14 protein-coding genes are annotated in these 16925 nt (G+C 71.0%); 8 read left to right on the top strand and 6 right to left on the bottom strand.

The features are described 5' to 3' along the window. The first annotated feature begins 52 nt into the window (after positions 1-52). Positions 53-1480, top strand: a complete 1428-nt coding sequence (locus K336_RS0110445; protein ID WP_162142600.1) for a pentapeptide repeat-containing protein — start codon at positions 53-55, stop codon at positions 1478-1480. A 357-nt stretch (positions 1481-1837) separates the two neighbouring features. Here the strand turns inward: K336_RS0110445 and K336_RS15970 are convergent, their stop codons facing one another. Together K336_RS15970 and tkt are read right to left on the bottom strand one after the other, a co-directional pair. Then, on the bottom strand, positions 1838-3124 hold the full coding sequence (locus K336_RS15970) for an MFS transporter (protein WP_226906046.1): 1287 nt from the start codon (positions 3122-3124) through the stop codon (positions 1838-1840). A 340-nt stretch (positions 3125-3464) separates the two neighbouring features. Further along, the gene (gene tkt, locus K336_RS0110435) at positions 3465-5528 is read right to left on the bottom strand and encodes a transketolase (RefSeq protein WP_028706989.1); all 2064 of its coding nucleotides are present in this window, start codon (positions 5526-5528) and stop codon (positions 3465-3467) included. Positions 5529-5699: 171 nt separating this feature from the next. On the opposite strand from tkt, the gene K336_RS0110430 reads away from it, so the two are divergent. Next, positions 5700-6245, top strand: coding sequence for a GNAT family N-acetyltransferase (locus tag K336_RS0110430; protein ID WP_028706988.1), 546 nt, complete (start codon positions 5700-5702; stop codon positions 6243-6245). Between the two features lie 10 nt (positions 6246-6255). Further along, complete coding sequence (locus K336_RS0110425; protein ID WP_021798498.1) at positions 6256-6756, top strand: phosphoribosyltransferase; 501 nt, start codon at positions 6256-6258, stop codon at positions 6754-6756. Positions 6757-6962: 206 nt separating this feature from the next. Here the strand turns inward: K336_RS0110425 and K336_RS0110420 are convergent, their stop codons facing one another. Beyond that, complete coding sequence (locus K336_RS0110420; protein WP_028706986.1) at positions 6963-8180, bottom strand: M20 metallopeptidase family protein; 1218 nt, start codon at positions 8178-8180, stop codon at positions 6963-6965. Positions 8181-8324: 144 nt separating this feature from the next. Here K336_RS0110420 and K336_RS17140 point away from each other — a divergent pair, with 144 nt between their 5' ends. From K336_RS17140 to K336_RS0110395, 4 genes are all read left to right on the top strand, one after another. Then, positions 8325-9443, top strand: a complete 1119-nt coding sequence (locus tag K336_RS17140; protein ID WP_028706985.1) for a hypothetical protein — start codon at positions 8325-8327, stop codon at positions 9441-9443. Positions 9444-9887: 444 nt separating this feature from the next. Then, on the top strand, positions 9888-10853 hold the full coding sequence (gene cysK, locus K336_RS0110405; protein WP_021798704.1) for a cysteine synthase A: 966 nt from the start codon (positions 9888-9890) through the stop codon (positions 10851-10853). Between the two features lie 399 nt (positions 10854-11252). Beyond that, positions 11253-12167, top strand: a complete 915-nt coding sequence (locus tag K336_RS0110400; protein WP_021798725.1) for an SPFH domain-containing protein — start codon at positions 11253-11255, stop codon at positions 12165-12167. Continuing rightward, entirely contained in the window at positions 12167-12388 is a 222-nt protein-coding gene (locus K336_RS0110395) for a type II toxin-antitoxin system antitoxin (protein ID WP_021798713.1), read from the top strand. The genes K336_RS0110400 and K336_RS0110395 overlap by 1 nt, the downstream gene beginning before the upstream one ends. A 90-nt stretch (positions 12389-12478) precedes the next feature. Here K336_RS0110395 and K336_RS0110390 read toward each other — a convergent pair whose 3' ends face one another. The 3 genes from K336_RS0110390 to K336_RS0110380 all read right to left on the bottom strand — a co-directional run bounded on the left by K336_RS0110390 (position 12479) and on the right by K336_RS0110380 (position 14508). Continuing rightward, entirely contained in the window at positions 12479-13384 is a 906-nt protein-coding gene (locus K336_RS0110390; protein WP_028706983.1) for an ABC transporter substrate-binding protein, read from the bottom strand. 192 nt (positions 13385-13576) lie between these two features. Beyond that, positions 13577-14224: an aminoacyl-tRNA hydrolase gene (locus tag K336_RS0110385; protein ID WP_028706982.1), complete on the bottom strand. Its 648-nt coding sequence runs from the start codon at positions 14222-14224 to the stop codon at positions 13577-13579. A 65-nt stretch (positions 14225-14289) separates the two neighbouring features. Beyond that, positions 14290-14508 (bottom strand): hypothetical protein, encoded by a 219-nt coding sequence (locus tag K336_RS0110380; RefSeq protein WP_155945063.1) that lies wholly within the window; start codon positions 14506-14508, stop codon positions 14290-14292. A gap of 197 nt (positions 14509-14705) precedes the next feature. Between K336_RS0110380 and K336_RS15960 the strand changes: the two genes are divergently transcribed. Beyond that, on the top strand, positions 14706-15626 hold the full coding sequence (locus K336_RS15960; RefSeq protein WP_021798727.1) for a DNA-methyltransferase: 921 nt from the start codon (positions 14706-14708) through the stop codon (positions 15624-15626). The last annotated feature ends 1299 nt before the right edge of the window (positions 15627-16925 follow it).

The raw sequence follows: 16925 nt of genomic DNA, 5'->3' as shown, positions 1-16925 counted from the left end.
CATGGTGTCGGTTGATGAGTTCCGGGCGGATGCTCTCGGGCATCCCGGTGGCATGATGATCGCTGACAGGGTGCTCGAGGGCGTGGACTTCAGCGGTCTGAGGATCGACTACTTCAGTATATACAACTCCACGTTCCGGAACTGTGACTTCCGCAAGATCAAAATTCAGCGGGCCTCGTGGGGCGGTAATGGGTCCGTCGTGTTCGAGGACTGCGTCTTCGACGGGGCGCGGATCGTGTTCAACTGTAATTTGAGAGTCGTTTTTCATAATTGCTCGTTCCGGGACGTGGTCCTGAGCCGTTGGGGATTCAGGGAGATCGAGCTGGTGGGGTGCACGTTCACGGGGCGTCTGCGTCATTGTGCTTTCAATGGTCGTGGTGGTCTTGAGCCGGACGCGCCCGCCAACACGATCCTCGACAACGACTTCAGCGGGGCCGAGTTCATTGATGCGGAGTTCCGGTGGGGCGTCGACCTCACCCGCCAGAGACTCCCGGAGGGCCCCGACACGTTCTACGCCCCGGACGCCGCCACCACCATCACCGCCGCCCAGAACCGCCTCGACCAGATCACCGACACAACAATCCGCAAGGACATAGAGAACAAACTGGAGGTCCTCGCCCGGTACCCCCGGCTCGGACAAGAACAACTGTTCGTGACCAAGGGCACCTTCTCAAAGGGTGACTGGCCCGTTCTGCGGGCCCTGCTGGTCGGGGACGACCCCAACAACCCGCCCAGGCCAGCACCGGCCACCCGACCCGCCAAGAAGAAACCAGCCGCCAGGAAGAAGAAACCGGCCGCCCGGACCGGGCCGGCCGACCCGGACATCACCGCCCTCGGCGACCGGCTCCGCACCGCCACCGACCCCGCCCAACGGGACGAGACCGCCCGCGCCCTGACCGACATCCTCAAGAACCCCGCCACCAGCGCCGCCCGCACGCACCAGGCGACCCGGGCACTCACCAACAACCTCCCCGCCGACACACCCGTCACACTCGACCTGACCGGCGCCAGACTCGGACCCGACACCGCCTTCACCGGCACCCGCTTCGCCCCGGGCAGCACCTTCACCCGACTGACCGCACCAGGAGACCTCACCTTCACCGGCTGCACCTTCGACGGCGGAGCCGCCTTCACCGACCTCACCGTCACCGGCGCCCTCACCCTCACCGACTGCACCATCAACGGCCCGGCAGACTTCGCCCGCGCCGAACTCACCGGCCCCGCCGACCTCACCGGAACCAGCTTCGAAGGACCCGCCGTCTTCGACGCCGCCGCCTTCACCAGCACCCTCGACCTCACCAGAACCAAATTCTGGGCCGACACCTCACTCGAAGCCGACTTCGCAGACGACGTCATCTTCAACCAGACCATGTTCGAGGGCAACGCCAAACGAGGCATCCCACCCGAACTCGGACACGAGAACCAAGGCCTCCCCGCAGGCACTATCTGGGGACCCACAGGACCCGCCTGGGAAGAATAAAACACCACACCAGCAGCCACGCCACAGGAACACAGATCGCCACCGGCCCCGGACCGCGGCCGGGAACCGTCAGAAGACATTCGGGCACGCGGGAATGAACTCCGGGGCCGGCAAGACACCCAAGAACAAACGAGAACCCAAGGGCCCCGGGGGCGGAGAACCGCGCACACCCTGGCAGCCTCCGCAAACATGCACGACCTGCTCAACGCCCTGGAAATAATCACCAACCTCGAAGAAGCCACCCTGCTGGATCTGGAGTCGACCAGCGAGAAGAAGGACCTGGAATTGCTGAGACCGAACCGCACCCTCAACCCCGACCGCGCCGACGAATCCTCCTTGTCAACCGAGCTGGGGGCATTACCCCGCCGGGCGCACGGCTCCGGGCGGGCGGTGCATGCCGTGGCGGTCGAACCGCAGTCCCTCGTGGACGACGTAGTAGAAGAGCACGCCGACGACGGTGACGCCCGTGCCGATCGAGCCGACGAGCAGCGACCAGCGCGGCCCCAGCACGTCGCCGACCCAGCCGACGATCGGCGCGCCGATCGGTGTGCCGCCCATCGTCAGCGCCGCGTAGAGCGCGAGCACCCGCCCCCTCAGCTGGGGCGCCGAGGCCACCTGGACGGCCGAGTTCGCGCAGGTCAGCACGGTCAGCGCGCACAGCCCGGTGGGGACGAGGAGTACCGCGTAGACCCAGTAGTCCGGCGCCAGGGCGAGCGCCGTGTCGGCCGCGGTGAAGCCCACCAGGCCGATCATGAGGGTGCGCACGCGCGGATTCCGGCGCCGGGCCGCGATGACCGCGGCCCCGAGCGTGCCGACCGCCATGATCGTGCCGAGCGCGCCGTACTGGGCGGCGCCCCGCCCGAACACCTCGGTGGCCATCGTCGCATTGGTGATCTGGAAGTTCATGCCGAAGGTGCCGGTCATGAACGCGATGACGAAGATGATGAGGATCTCGGGGTGGTGCCCCACGTACGACAGGCCCTCGCGGGCGGCTCCCCCGCCCCGGCGCGGCTCCGCCGGGTGCAGCTCGTCGGCGCTCATCATGGCCAGCCCCGCGAGCATGGCGGCGAAGCTCAACGCATTGACGAGCATGCCCGGCCCGACACCGAAGGCCGCGATGAGCAGACCGGCCAGCCCGGGGCCGATGATGCGCGCCGCGTTGAAGCTCATCGAGTTCATGCCCACCGCGTTCGGGATGAGCCGCCTGCTCACCATCTCCGAGACGAAGGCCTGCCGGGCGGGCGAGTCGAAGCTCGTGATGGCCCCTTGGGCGAAGGCGAAGAGGTAGACCTGCCACAGCGCGACCGCATGAGTGGCGATGAGCGCCCACAGCCACAGGGCGTTGAGGCCGAGCAACGCCTGGGTGACGCGCAGCACCGAGCGCTTGGCGAAGCGATCGACGACGGCGCCGGCGTAGGGGGCCAGGAAGGGCATCGCCAGGAACTGCAGGGCGGTGACGTAGCCGAGAGCCGTCGACGAATGGTCGGTCAGGTCGACGAGCACGAGCCAGTCCTGGCAGGTGCGCTGCATCCACGTGCCGATGTTCGAGACGAGGGCCCCGGCGAAGTACCAGCGGTAGTTCCGCACGGCGAACGAGGCGAAGGTGCGGCGTCCGAAGCTCCTGAGCCCGCCCCGCACCGTCATGATCATCAAGATTAGGTCCGCGGCGGGCCGGGCCCCTCGCGCCGGCCCGGGCGGGACCCGCACCGTCATGCCGGACGCGCGGGCCGGGAGCGCAGACGCGGAGCGCTGCGAGGGGCGCGCACGGGACGCGCGGCCTCGTCGAGCAGGCCCGGGTGCAGGCCGGGAGTGCCATGACGGGGCGCGCGGGCCTGACAGGCGGCACGCACCAGAAATCCCAGCGGATAATCCGACGGCCCCGGGCGCACGGGCCTGACTATGTCGTGGGTTCGAACTGTCAGATCGGAAGACCGACAAGCCCCGGACGCGCGAGCCTGACGCGCCGGGGCCCGAACGGCACGACTCAGAGAACGCCCTTGGCGACCTCGACAACGTGCTCGGCGGTGAAGCCGTTCTCGGCCATGAGCAGCGAACCGCCGGCGGAGGCCCCGAAGTGCTCGATGCTCACCGAGGCCCCGCCGGCGCCGACGTAGCGGCTCCAGCCGAGCGCCAGCCCGGCCTCGATCGAGACGCGGGCGGTGACGGCCGCGGGCAGCACCTGTTCCTTGTACTCGTCGGGCTGGGCGTCGAACCACTCCTGGCAGGGCATCGAGACGACGCGGGTGGCGACGCCGTCGGCCTCGAGCACGTCCTGGGCGTCGAGGGCCAGCTGCACCTCGGAGCCGGTAGCGATGAGGATGAGCCTCGGCTCGCCGTTCCTCGCCTCGCGCAGCACGTAGGCGCCCTTCGCGGCCCCCTCGGCGGGCGCGAACTCGCCGCCGGCGCGGTCGACGGTGCGCAGGTTCTGGCGGCTCAGGACGATGCCCGCGGGATGGTCGGTGGCCGACAGGATCCTGCCCCAGGCCACGGCGGTCTCATTGGCGTCGGCGGGCCGGACGATGTCGAGGCGGGGGATGGCGCGGTAGGAGGCCAGGTGCTCGATCGGCTGGTGCGTGGGGCCGTCCTCGCCGAGGCCGATGGAGTCGTGCGACCAGACGAAGACCGAGGGCACGCCCATGAGCGCGGCCAGGCGGACGGCCGGGCGCATGTAGTCGGCGAACACGAAGAAGGTGCCGCCGAAGGCGCGCGAGAGCCCGCCCACGTTGATGCCGTTGAGGATGCCGCCCATGGCGTGCTCGCGGATGCCGAAGTGCAGCACGCGGCCGTAGGGGCCGCCGGGCCACTCGGGAGTGGACAGGTGGGCCGGGAAGAAGGACTCCTGGCCGTCCATCGTCGTGTTGTTCGAGCCAGCGAGATCGGCCGAACCGCCCCACAGCTCGGGCAGCTGGGGCGCCAGCGCGGAGAGCACCTTGCCGGAGGCCTTGCGGGTGCTGAGCTCGCCGGCGTCGAAGGTCGGCAGCTCGAGGCCGGCGGGCAGCTCTCCGGCGCGGACGCGGGCCAGCGTGGCGGCCTGCTGGGAATTGGCGGCCTGCCAGGCAGCGAAGCGCTCGTCCCAGGCGGCACGGGCGGCTCCGCCGCGCTCGGCCATGGCGGCGCGGGTGCGCTCGACGACGGACTCGTCGAAGGCGAAGGGCTCCTGCGGCAGGCCGAGGATCTTCTTCATGGCGTTGATCTCGTCCTCGCCGATGGCGGCGCCGTGGATGCCCTCGGTGCCCTGCTTGGTGGGCAGCGGCCAGCCGATGATGGTGTCGAGTTTGATGATGGAGGGCCTGTCGGTGACCCTCTTGGCCGCCTCGATGGCGTCGTGGAGGGCCTGGACGTCCTCCTCGTAGCGCTCGCCGCCGTGGGTCCAGTCGACCTCGGCGGTGTCCCAGCCGTAGGCGGCGTAGCGGGCCAGCACGTCCTCGTTGAAGGTGATCGCGGGATCGCCCTCGATGGTGATGCGGTTCGCGTCGTAGATGACGATGAGGTTGCCGAGCTCCTGGGCGCCGGCCAGCGAGGCGGCCTCGGACTGCACCCCCTCCTGCATGCAGCCGTCGCCGGCGATGACGTAGACGAAGTGGTCGAAGACCGACTCGCCGGGAGCGGCGTCCGGGTCGTACAGGCCGTGCTCGTAGCGGGAGGCCATGGCCATGCCGACGGCCATCGAGACACCGGCGCCCAGCGGGCCGGTGGTGCACTCGATGTACTTCGTGTGGCCGTACTCCGGGTGGCCCGGGGTCAGGGAGTTCGGCTTGCGCAGCCGCTTCAGGTCGTCGAGTTCGAGGCCGAGACCGTTGATGTAGAACTGCGCGTACTGGAGCACCGAGGCGTGACCTGCGGACAGCACGAAGCGGTCGCGCCCGATCCACTTGTCGTCCCCCGGATCGGTGTTCATGACCTTCTGGTAGAGCAGGTGGGCGACGGGGGCCAGTGACACCGGCGTGCCGGGGTGGCCGTTGCCCGTGCTCTGAACGGCGTCAGCCGCCAGGATCCGAGCGATGTCGACCGCTTTGCGGTCCTCTTCCGTCCAGGTGAGTGAAGTCACGGAGATGTCCTTTTCGTCGACGATGTCGAATGGTGGAATTCAGTCTATGGCAGGCTCCCCGCGGAGCAGCGGGACGAAGAACGACGGGAGCAGGGCGCGCGGCGGGGCCGCCCGAGGGGCCGTCGTCGGGCGGGGCCGGGCCCCGCGCACGAATGCGCATAGCATCGTCGCATGCCACACACGATCCCGATCAGAGCGGCCTCGGACCGGGACGCGGCCGACATCTGCGCCATCCACAACGCCCAGGGCGTGGCGACCACGGCCAGCTACCGGCTGAGCCCCGGGACCGCCGCCGAGCGCGCCGCATGGCTGGCCCGGCACCGGCGCGAGGGATTCCCCGTCCTGGTCGCGCTCGACGGGGACGAGCGGGTGATCGGCTTCGCCGCCTACGAGCGCTTCCGCGAACTGCCCGGCTACGACCCGACGGTCGAGCACAGCGTCTACACCGCGCCGGGGCACGAGCACGAGGGCATCGGACGGGCCCTCATGACCGAGCTGATCGGGCTGGCCCGCCGGGCCGGACTGCACGCGATGGTGGGCGTCGTCGACGCCGACAACAAGGCCTCGCTGGCCTTCCACGAGCACCTCGGTTTCACCATCTGCGGGGTGCTGCCCCAGGTGGGGCGCAAGTTCGACCGCTGGCTCGACACGGCCGTACTCGTCAGACTCCTCGACGAGCCACCCACCGGGGCGGGAGAACGGCGTCCGAGAAGCTAGGATGCACGCCATGGCGGATGACCGGGACGACGGGACGAACGAGAGGGAGATCCTCACCTGGGAGGGCTTCGGCGCGGCGACGCGGGAGCTGGCCCAGACCATCGTGGACTCGGGCTTCGAGCCCGAGATCGTCATCGCGGTGGCCCGCGGCGGCATGGTCCCCGGCGGGGCGCTCACCTACGCGCTCGACGTGAAGCTCACCGACGCCATCAACGTGGAGTTCTACACCGGCATCGCGCAGACCCTTCCCGACCCGGTGCTGCTCGCCCCCCTGCTCGACACGGAGTCGATCAGGGGCAGGCGACTGCTCGTCGTCGACGACGTCGTCGACTCGGGCCGCACGATGCGGCTCGTCATCGACCTGCTGCGCCGCTACGGCGCCGACGTGCGCTCGGCCGTGCTCTACAGCAAGCCCACCACCGTCATCGCCCCCGACTACTCATGGCGCGACACCGACCGGTGGATCGCCTTCCCCTGGTCGGCGCAGGACCCGGTGACGAGGCGGGCCTGAGGGGACCCGAGGGACCGTTCACGGCGTCAGCGGTTCACGGGCCCCAGCGGGTGGAGTCCCGACGGCGGTCCCCCGCGGACGAGGGTCCTCCGTCGGCGACCGGGGTTCCGAAGGCGGTGGAGCGGGGATCACCCGCGAACGAGGGCCCTCCCGCGACACCTCTGCGAGGCCCGGCCCGCCCGGTCGGGGCCCGGATCCGCCGGGACTCAGACCCGCGGCAGCTCGCCGCTCCACGCCAGAGCCGCGAGCAGGGCGGCCTGGTCGCCGAGCACCCCCGTGTTGTAGCGGGCGAGGGGCGAGTGCAGCTGCGGGGCACCGTCCGGGTCGACGCCGTCGGGAAGGGCGCCCATGAAGAGGAAGGCGCCGGGCACCTCCTCGAGGACGTAGCTGAAGTCCTCGCTGGCCATGACCGGCTGCTCCATCTCGACGACGCGGTCGGCGCCGAACAGGCTGCGGGCGGTGTCCAGCGCGACGCAGGCGGCGCGCGGGTCGTTCAGCGTCGTCGGGCAGTTGACGCGGAACCTCGCGTCGGTCTCGCAGCGGTGGATCCGACCGATGAGCTCGGCGATCTCGACGGCGCGGGAGCCGAAACGGTCGGTGGTCCCCTTGGAGACGGCGCGGATCGTCGCGCCGAGACTGGCCTGGTCGTGGATGACGTTGTACATCTTCCCGGCGCCGAGCTGGGTGACGGTGCACACGACCGGGTCGAAGACGCTGAACTCGCGGGTGACGAGCGTCTGCAGCTCCTGGCCCAGGTCGAGGACGGCGGGCACCGGGTCGATGGCGGTGTGCGGGGCCGAGCCGTGCCCTCCCCGGCCCTTGAAGGTGGCGACGAGCTGGCAGTTCGAGGCCATCTGGGCGCCGACGCGCACGTGCACGGTGCCCGCCGGGTAGGGCATCTCGTGGATGCCCCAGGCAACGACGGGGCGTTCGCCGGCGACCTCGAGCAGGCCCTCGTCGAGCATGCGCCGGGCGCCGCGGGCCGTCTCCTCGGCGGGCTGGAACATGAACATGACCGAGCCGGCCAGCCCGGCGCGCTGCTCGGCGATCATCTTCACCGCCCCGACGAGGGCGGACATGTGCATGTCGTGGCCGCAGGCGTGCATGGCGCCGTTGGTGGCGGCGAAGTCCTCGCCGGACTCCTCGGCGACGGGCAGGGCGTCCATGTCGCCGCGCACGAGGACCACCGGCCCGGGCCCGCCGCCCCGCACGACGACGACGAACGCCGACCAGCCGTCGAACTCGTGGATCTCGACGGGCATGCCGGCGAACTCCTGGAGCAGACGGGCCTTCGTACGGGGCAGGTCGAAGCCGAGCTCTGGGATCCGGTGGAGATCCCGTCGCAGGGCTCCGAGGCGCTCGGCGAGTCCGGCGCCCATCGTGCGGAAATCGGGAGATGTCGAGGCGTTCTGCTGCGTGCTCATGGCCCCATGCTCGCACCGATGGGCGGTCCCCGGGCGGACACGCCACCGGCCGGCCGGCCGTCGGGCCCGATCGCCACGGGGAGGACGCGCCGGGTCGCGGGGCGGGGGACCGCGCCGCGTGGCGGGGCCGCATAGCGTGGGGCCATGACGTTCGACTGGGCGGTACGGGGCTGGACCGGACCCGGCCGCGCCGTGACGGTCGGATCGGGCCGGCAGGCACTCGGCCTGCTGGCCCGCTGGTGCCGCGGCAACGGCATCGGAACGGTGCTGGCGCCGGCCTTCTGCTGCCCGACGATGGTCACGCCCTTCTGGCTGGAGGGCATGTCGGTGCGCTTCACGGCGGTGGACGAGCGGCTCGTCATGGCCGCGGAGCCCCTGCGCGCGGCCCGGGCCGGCCTCGACGGGCCCGTCGCCGTGCTCGTGGCGCGCACCGGCGGCTCCGGCCCCTCCGCGGCGCTGCGCGCCGAGCTCGCCCGGATGCGCCGGCGGGGCGACCTGGTCATCGACGACGCCACCCATGCGGTCCTCGCCGACCTCGCGGACGACGAGCGACCCGGCTGGTGCGACGCCTCCGTGGCGAGCCTGCGCAAGCTGCTGCCGGTGCCCGACGGCGCGCTGCTGCGCGCCGAGGACGGCGTCGACGTCGACCCGGTGGGGCCCGCGACCGGCGGCGACCCGGGCCGCGGGCCGGTGAGCCGGCGCGAACTGCCCGCCCTGTTCGACGCGCCCCACCGACCGGTGCCCGACGGCGCGCTCGCCCACCTGGACGCCCTGGCGCGCGCCGAGGCCCGCTTCGACGCCGCGCTGTCCCCCGCCCCGCCCTGTCCCGCCACGCTGCGGGTCCTGGCCGGGCTGGACGGGGCCGGGCTGGCCCGCCGCACGGCTGCGAACTCGCAGACCCTGGCCAGGGCGCTGGCCGGCTCCGGGGTCGGGACGATCAACCCCGGGGCCCCCGCCCCGCTGCTCGTCCGCGTCCGGGACGCCGCGGCGATCGACGCCGAGCTCGCCGCCCGCGGCGTCTTCTCCCCCATGGACTGGGCCCGGCCGGACTCGGTCGACGGGACCCTGTGGCCGGAGGGGGTGCTCGCCCTCGACACCCGCCCCGTCCCCGGCCTGGCGGACGCCGTCACCCGCGCCTGGCTCCGCCGGACGGCCGGGATCGTCCGCGGTGCCGGGCCCCGTGGCCGACCCGCCGCGAACCGGCCCCGGAAGCCCGTGCAGAACCCCGCCTCCGCAGTCCCCCCGGTCAGGGGCTCCACGTGACGGCGCCCGCCTCCGGCATGAACCTCCCGGCCCGGTGGAACGCGAACCGGTTTTGCCCCCAGGAATTCATGCGCTACCGTTCACCGCATGGTCCACCTCGTCGTCCGGCGCCACGTCGACATGATGCGCGTCGCCTCCGCGATGGTGCGCTGTTCCTGTTCCCGTTGATGACGATCCCGCCGCCACGGTCCTTCTTCGCACGTGCGCCGGGCGGGACCACCGATCGCCCCGCCCCGACCAGTCCCCTGCTTGCACTCGCGGGTCCCGGCCGGACCCGCGCGGCGGATCGGCGGCACCCCGACCGAACCGATTCGACCCGGGAAGTCCTCCGTACCATGAAGCTTGTTCACAGCATAATGGAACGAAGACCTGACAAGGAGAAACACTCCCACGAACAACTCCTGTGAATAAGACTCCATTTCCCAGATGCCTCAAGGAACCATCATGCCCGGAATTCATTCCTCCATCACCGAACTCATCGGCGGCACCCCGCTCGTCCGCGTCCCCCATTTCCTGGCCGCCAACGGCGCCGAGGACGCCAACATCGCCCTCAAGCTCGAGTACTTCAACCCGGCCGGCTCGGTCAAGGACCGCATCGCCCTGGCCATGATCACCGACGCCGAGGAGAAGGGTCTGCTGAAGCCCGGCGGCACCATCATCGAGCCGTCCAGCGGCAACACGGGCATCGGCCTGGCCGCCGTCGGCACCGCCCGCGGCTACAGGGTGAAGGTCGTCCTGCCCGCCAGCCTGTCGGTTGAGCGCCGCGCCCTCATCCAGGCCTACGGCGGCGAGGTCATCCTGACCCCCGGCCCCTTGGCCATCAAGGGCTCCATCGCCTACGCCGAGCAGTTGCACGAGGCCGATCCCGACTCCGTCCTGCTCGGCCAGTTCGACAACCCGGCCAACCCGGCCATCCACCACAGCACCACCGGCCCGGAGATCTGGGCCGACACCGACGGCGCGATCGACATCCTCGTCGCCGGCATCGGCACCGGCGGCACCCTCTCGGGCGCCGGGCGCTACCTCAAGGAGCAGAACCCGAACGTCCGGGTGATCGGCCTCGAGCCCGCCAAGAGCGCCGTCCTCAACGGCAGGCCCGCCGGCCCCCACGGCCTGCAGGGCATCGGCACCGGTTTCGTCCCCAACACCCTCGACACCTCGGTCTACGACGAGGTCCTCGACATCACCGACGAGGACTCCATCGAGCAGGCCCGCCGTCTGGGCACCGCCGAGGGCATCTTCACCGGCATCAGCTCCGGCACCGCCCTGGTCGGCGCCCTGCAGGTCGCCGCGCGCCCCGAGAACAAGGGCAAGCTCATCGTCGCCATCCTCCCGGACTCCGGCGATCGCTACCTGTCCACCGCGCTCGGACAGTTCCCCGAGCTCGAGGTGCATGACGTCGAGCCCTGAGGCCGGACGATTCCTCACCTCCTTCGCGCGCCGTCGGCGGGAGCATCACCCTCCCCGTCGGCGGCGCACTGCGTCCCGGCCCCTCGCCTCTCCGCCGGGCCGGCCGGCGCCACCGCGCAGCCCCTGCGATCCCCCGGGCCTCCCGGCCCAGCGCTCGGCCGCACTCCTGCCGGAGCCCTGCGGACCCGTCATGTCGCCGATCACGGTGTCCAGGAAGTCCCCGAGTGCCCTTGCCGCGCCCCAGCCGGAGTCCTGCGGACCCGCGCTCCGGGCCTCCCGTCCGGCCCGCAGACGCAACGGCGATCCGCGGGCGGCCGGGAGGCGGCGCGCCGTGGGGGTTCCCCCTCCACACAAAAAGTGATATCACTTTGATAACAGTTTTCGAGAGGGGAGACCGTCATGAGCACCGACCGGATCACCGAACCCGTCCCCGCCGACCCGGCCTACACCGAACGCGTCACGGGGGTCGACATCACCGAGCACGGGGCCCCGTCGATCAACGGCGGGCTGGGCCTGCTGGTCGTCCTGGTCGTCCTGGGCGTCGGGGCGCTCCTGCTGGCGCAGAGCCCGGTCCCAGGCATCGTCCTGGTCGTCCTGGGGGCGCTGCTGGCGACCGGCATCACCATCGTGAACCCCGGCGACGCCAAGGTCGTGCAGTTCTTCGGCCGCTACCTGGGCACCGTGCGCCGCGCCGGCCTGATCATGACCGTGCCCCTGTCGACCACCAAGAAGGTCTCGGTGAAGGTGCACAACTTCGAGACCCACGAGATCAAGGTCAACGACGCCGACGGCAACCCGGTGGACATCGCGGCCATCGTCGTCTGGCAGGTCTCCGACACGGCCAAGGCGGTCTTCGCCGTCGAGGACGCCGAGGAGTTCGTCGCCGTGCAGTCGGAGTCGGCGCTGCGCCACATCGCCGGCGCCCACCCCTACGACAACGCCGAACCGGGGCAGGAGACGCTGCGCGGCTCCACCGAATCGGTCGCCGCCGAGCTGGCCGACGAGGTCGCCGCCCGCATCGTGATCGCCGGGCTGACCGTCATCGAGACCCGCATCAGCTCGCTGTCCTACGCCCCCGAGATCGCCCAGGCGATGCTCCAGCGCCAGCAGGCGGCGGCGGTGATCGCCGCCCGGGAGAAGATCGTCGAGGGCGCGGTGTCGATGGTGAGCAACGCCCTCGACCGCCTCGAGGGCCAGGACATCGTCCAGCTCGACGACGAGCGCAAGGCGGCCATGGTCTCGAACCTGCTCGTCGTGCTGTGCTCCGACTCCCGGGCCACCCCCGTGGTGAACGCGGGGACCCTCTACACCTGATGCCCGAGCACTCATCGGGCGCCGGGCGCAAGCAGGTGCTCGTCCGTCTCGACCCGGCGGTGCACGACGCGCTGCTGCGCTGGGCCGGCGACGAGATGCGCTCGGTCAACGCCCAGATCGAGATGGTGCTGCGCGATGCGCTGCGCGGGGCCGGACGCCTCCCCTCCGACGCCGGACCGATCCCCAGAAGAGGGCGCCCGCCCAAACCGGAGCGGCACTGAGGGCGCGAGGCCCGTCCTGCGGCCCCTCGCCGAGGGAAGGACGCGGGCTCCGGAGCAGCGGGTTCGGACGCGGCGCCGAGAGCCGGACGGTCAGGGGACGATGCCCTGGGCCGGCAGCCAGTCCCTGGCGATGTCGGCGCTGGAGCGCTGCTCGACCGTCGACCGGCGGTTGAGCCCGCGCAGCTCATCGGTGGTCAGCCGGGCATTCACCCGGCCGATGACCTCCGCCGCGGCGTCGTCGATCCTCGACGAGACGAGCGGGGTGACGCGCTGGGGCAGGATGAGGTTCTGCGGGTCGGCCAGGACGACGAGATCGTTCTGCTCGATGGCCGGGTCGGCCGTGTAGATGTCGGCGGCCTGCGCCTGACCCTCGGTGAGGGCCTTGACGGTGAGAGGGCCGCCGGAGTCCTCGATGCCGAGGACGGTGATGTCGATGCCGTAGGCGTCCCTGACGCCATCGGTGCCGTAGGGACGAGTGGCGAACTCGGAGTTCGCGGCCACGGTGACGGTGCCGCCGATCCTGCCCAGATCACCGATCGAGCCGAGCGAGTACTGGTCGGCCGTGGCGCGGGTGACGGTGTAGGAGTCCTGGTCGGAGGCCTCGGCCGCGTCGAGGACGCGCAGCCCGGCGGGCAGGGCATCGGCCAGGGCCCGGGCGATCGCCTCGGCGTCGGAGGCGGTGCTCGACTTGTCGTAGTACTGCAGCAGATTGCCGCCGTACTCGGGGATGAGGTCGATCGAGCCGGACTCGAGCTCGGGCAGGTAGAACTCGCGCTGGCCGATCTGATATTGGCGCTCGACGGTGCGATCTGCGTTCTCGAGCGCCTGGGCGTAGAGCTCGGCGATGATCTCGTTCGAGTAGTACTGCTGCGAGGCGACGACGATCGTCGAGCCGCCGCCCGTGGAGGACGAGGAGCCCACGGGGTTGTCGGACGAGCAGGCCGCCAGGGCCATGAGCCCGCCCGCTGCGAGGAGGGAACGACGTGCGATCTGCATGGGAGGGCCTTTCCGCACCGGGGTGCCCTGGGCCACCGGAATGCTCGGGATCACCGGGGTGCTCTGGATCGATCGGCTCGCGGGTCACACTAGGGCCCCGGTCGGGGCCGAACAATCATCCCCGCGGCCTTCCACCATGCGGTTTCGCCGTCGGCGTACTCCCCGGGATCCGCGGGAGCCGTCGCGGGCCGCTCACGGCTCGGAGCGCCAGAGCGCCCGGGCCGTCTCGGCGGGGCCGTCGAGCTCGGTGAACCCGGCGTCGACGATGCTCACCGGGCGGGGGCGGGCGGCCCACTCGTCCGGGCCGGGCCAGCGCACCTCGACCCGGAAGCCGTCGGCCCGCCATGATGCGCGGCGGGCCTCGTCGGCGGTCTCGTAGAGGCGCTGCGCGGCATGGGCGCACTGGGCGGCGAGCTTGCCGCTGGTGATCCGCTCGAGCGGGGTCGCCTCGACGATGGCCAGGGCGTCGGCGCTGGAGCTGACGCGCTCGGGCGGGAAGCTCGTGCCGCTCACCTGGAGCTTGGCGAGGGCCCGCGGCAGCGGGCGCACCGGGCCGGGCGGGAGGGCCCGCACTCGGGCCGGGCCGAAGCCGTCGGGGCCGTCCTGGGTGACGAGCACGCCGGGCAGCGCCTGCACGTCGTCCCAGCGCTTGCCGTCGGCGCGGCGCACGAGCTTGCGGATGCGCCCGCCGTCGACCCAGCGGCGGACGGCCGCGTACCAGGGGCCGCCGGGGGCGCAGCGCTCGTCGTCGAGCAGGCCCACGACGGCGCGGGCCGCGGCCTCGCAGACGTCGACCTCGCGGGCCATGGCGTGCTTGTCGCGCAGGACGACGAGCTGCATCGCCCAGGGGATCTCCTCGGGCCCGGAGGGGCGCTCTCCTGCGGACAAGGCGGTGGGCTCGGCGGTCATGCATCCCAGGGTAGGGGCGGGCCGTGACGGCCGGGCACGCCCGGCGCCCACCGGTCCTGCCGCTGTTCGTCGTCGGATTCATCGCCGTGATGGCCGTCGCGACGGCCGGGGTCGTGCCCGCCGCGCAGCCGGCCCGGATCAAGGTCCTCCAACAGTTCCTGCCTGACCACGGCCACGTTCGCGCTCGGTCTGGGCGTGCACGTCAAATCGCTCATGAGGCTGGGTCTGCGCCCGGTGCTGCTCGGCCTGTGCAGCACGCTGGTGATCCTGGCCGTCGTGCTCGTCGGGATCATTCTCGGCGCCGGCGCCCGGGTGCGACCCGACACCCCGCGGGGACGACCCGCCTCCGGGAGCCGATCGGGTCGCGCGACCCGACGGCGGGACGGGCGATGCCGTCGTCTACCTTGAATCCGTGAGCACCCGGGCGCTGTGGAGCGCTGACCGTCCCGACACCGTCATCGAGGGCGACAACCTGCCCGTCCTGCGCGGGCTGCCGGACGGGGCCTTCCAGCTGGTCTACATCGACCCGCCCTTCAACACGGGGATGACGCAGAAGCGCCGCGCCGTCACGACGCACGTCGCCGAGGGAGGGTCGCGGCTGGGCTTCCGAGGGCACAGCTACGAGACGGTCCGCGGCACGGTGCTCGGCTACAACGACGTCTTCGAGGACTACTGGGACTTCCTGGAGCCCCGCCTCGAGGAGGCCTGGCGCCTGCTGACGGACACCGGGACCCTCTACCTGCACCTGGACTACCGGGAGGCGCACTACGCGAAGGTGCTCCTCGACGCGATGTTCGGCCGCGACTGCTTCCTCAACGAGATCATTTGGGCCTACGACTACGGGGGCCGCGCCAAGCGCCACTGGCCGGCCAAGCACGACACGATCCTCGTCTACGTGAAGGACCCCCGGAGCTACTGGTTCGACTCGAACGAGGTCGACCGCGAGCCGTACATGGCGCCCTCGCTCGTCACGGCCGAGAAGGCTGCGCGCGGCAAGCTGCCCACCGATGTGTGGTGGCACACGATCGTCTCCCCCACGGGCAGGGAGAAGACGGGCTACCCGACGCAGAAGCCCGAGGGAATCCTGCGGCGCATCATCGCGGCGAGCTCCCGCCCCGGCGACTGGGTGCTCGACTTCTTCGCCGGCTCCGGCACGACAGGAGCCGCCGCGGCAGCGCTGGGCAGGCGATTCCTGCTCATCGACGAGAACCCCGAGGCCATCGCCGTGATGCGGGCCAGGCTGGGCGAGACGGTCAGCTACGTCCGGGGGCCGGGCCGGGCCCGGGAGGCAGCGGCCCGAGGCCGTCCGGCCCGTTCCGGCCGCGGGGCGTGAGGCGGACGCCGCGGGAGGGCACGACGGGGCGGCTGGCGCGCTGGGCGTGGCGCTCTTCGGCTCCGTTGCGGGCGGAGCGCGGGACGCAGGACTCACCGCACGAGTGCCCGGCGTTCGGAGACCCGCCGCAACCAGAATGGCTGTCAGGGGAGTGACGGACGCCGCACCGCGCTCACGCCTCCTCGATGCACATGTGCTCGGCCAAGGCATCGTGCAAGCTGGGGACGAAGCAGTCGGTGACCTCGAACGAGTCGAGCGGCTGCATCAGCTCGAACGAGGGATGCCAATCTTCTCGCCAGGGACGAAGCGGTACATTCGAAGACCGCCACCGAACGACAACATGCGATTCTCCTCGTCGTACCCTGCCGAGGCGCTTCCGTCGAAGGGGACGGGAACCGCACGTCCATCCAAGTCGCGGTACTGACCCGCAGACCAAGCGCCCGCGGGTGAGAAGAAGCAGTAGAATCCCTCGACTGCGATGCAGGCTGATTCAGACTTGCGCAAACCCGGAGGGTTATTAAAAACTAACTCCTTGTCAAGGAAAGACCCTAGTCAGGCATGGGTCCGACAAGGGTTTTGAATAGGCCTCCCGTGCTGTCGGTCAGAACTTGGCGCCTATGGCTGGCATGAAACGGAACCGTGTTTTTCGTGGGTTCCCTGTGCTGTTTCGGATGCGGTGGGGGCGTGCGGGTCGGGGTCGCCCCGGAGGAGACCGCCGTCCTGGTCGGGTGGAGGAAGCGGCCCGGCAGTCGCGTGCTCGCCGGGATGAAGGCCGAAGCGGTCCTGCACGCCTCCCGTGGCGTCGATGCGGGCATCATCGCAGAGACGGTCGAGCGGACGGAGAGGACCGTGCAGGAACGGCTGGCTGAGTGGCGGGGCACCAGGATGTGCTGGGTCCCGGCCGGGCACGCCGGGAACCAGGGAGACGGCGCCGGCGGCGGTCCCCTCGCTGACGGTCCCGGCCGGGCATGCGGGGAACCAGGACGCGGCGGAACCCGCCCGCACCCAGAAGGAAGACCTCAAGGCCATCCTCGCCCGGCCGCCCTCCCGGACGGGCGTCCACGCCGGGTTCCGGGGCGCCCCGGCCCTGCGTGACGTCGTGAAGATCCTGTTCGACGGCCGGTATGGCCGTCATGGAACAAAATCGTTTCTGGTTTCGCGGGGTGGGAGGTGTTCGAAGTCGTAGTCGAATGTTCGGCTGGAGTGCTTGGTGTTTTTCGGACAGTGGGTGAAATGATCGTGAGGTAGAATTAGATCATGTCGGCACCGAAATACAGTGCGGAATTTAAGGAACAAGTC

Origin of the sequence: Propionibacterium acidifaciens DSM 21887 (assembly GCF_000426605.1) — a bacterium.
Classification (GTDB): Bacteria; Actinomycetota; Actinomycetes; order Propionibacteriales; family Propionibacteriaceae; genus Propionibacterium; species Propionibacterium acidifaciens.
This window is presented reverse-complemented; position numbering and strand designations above follow the sequence as displayed.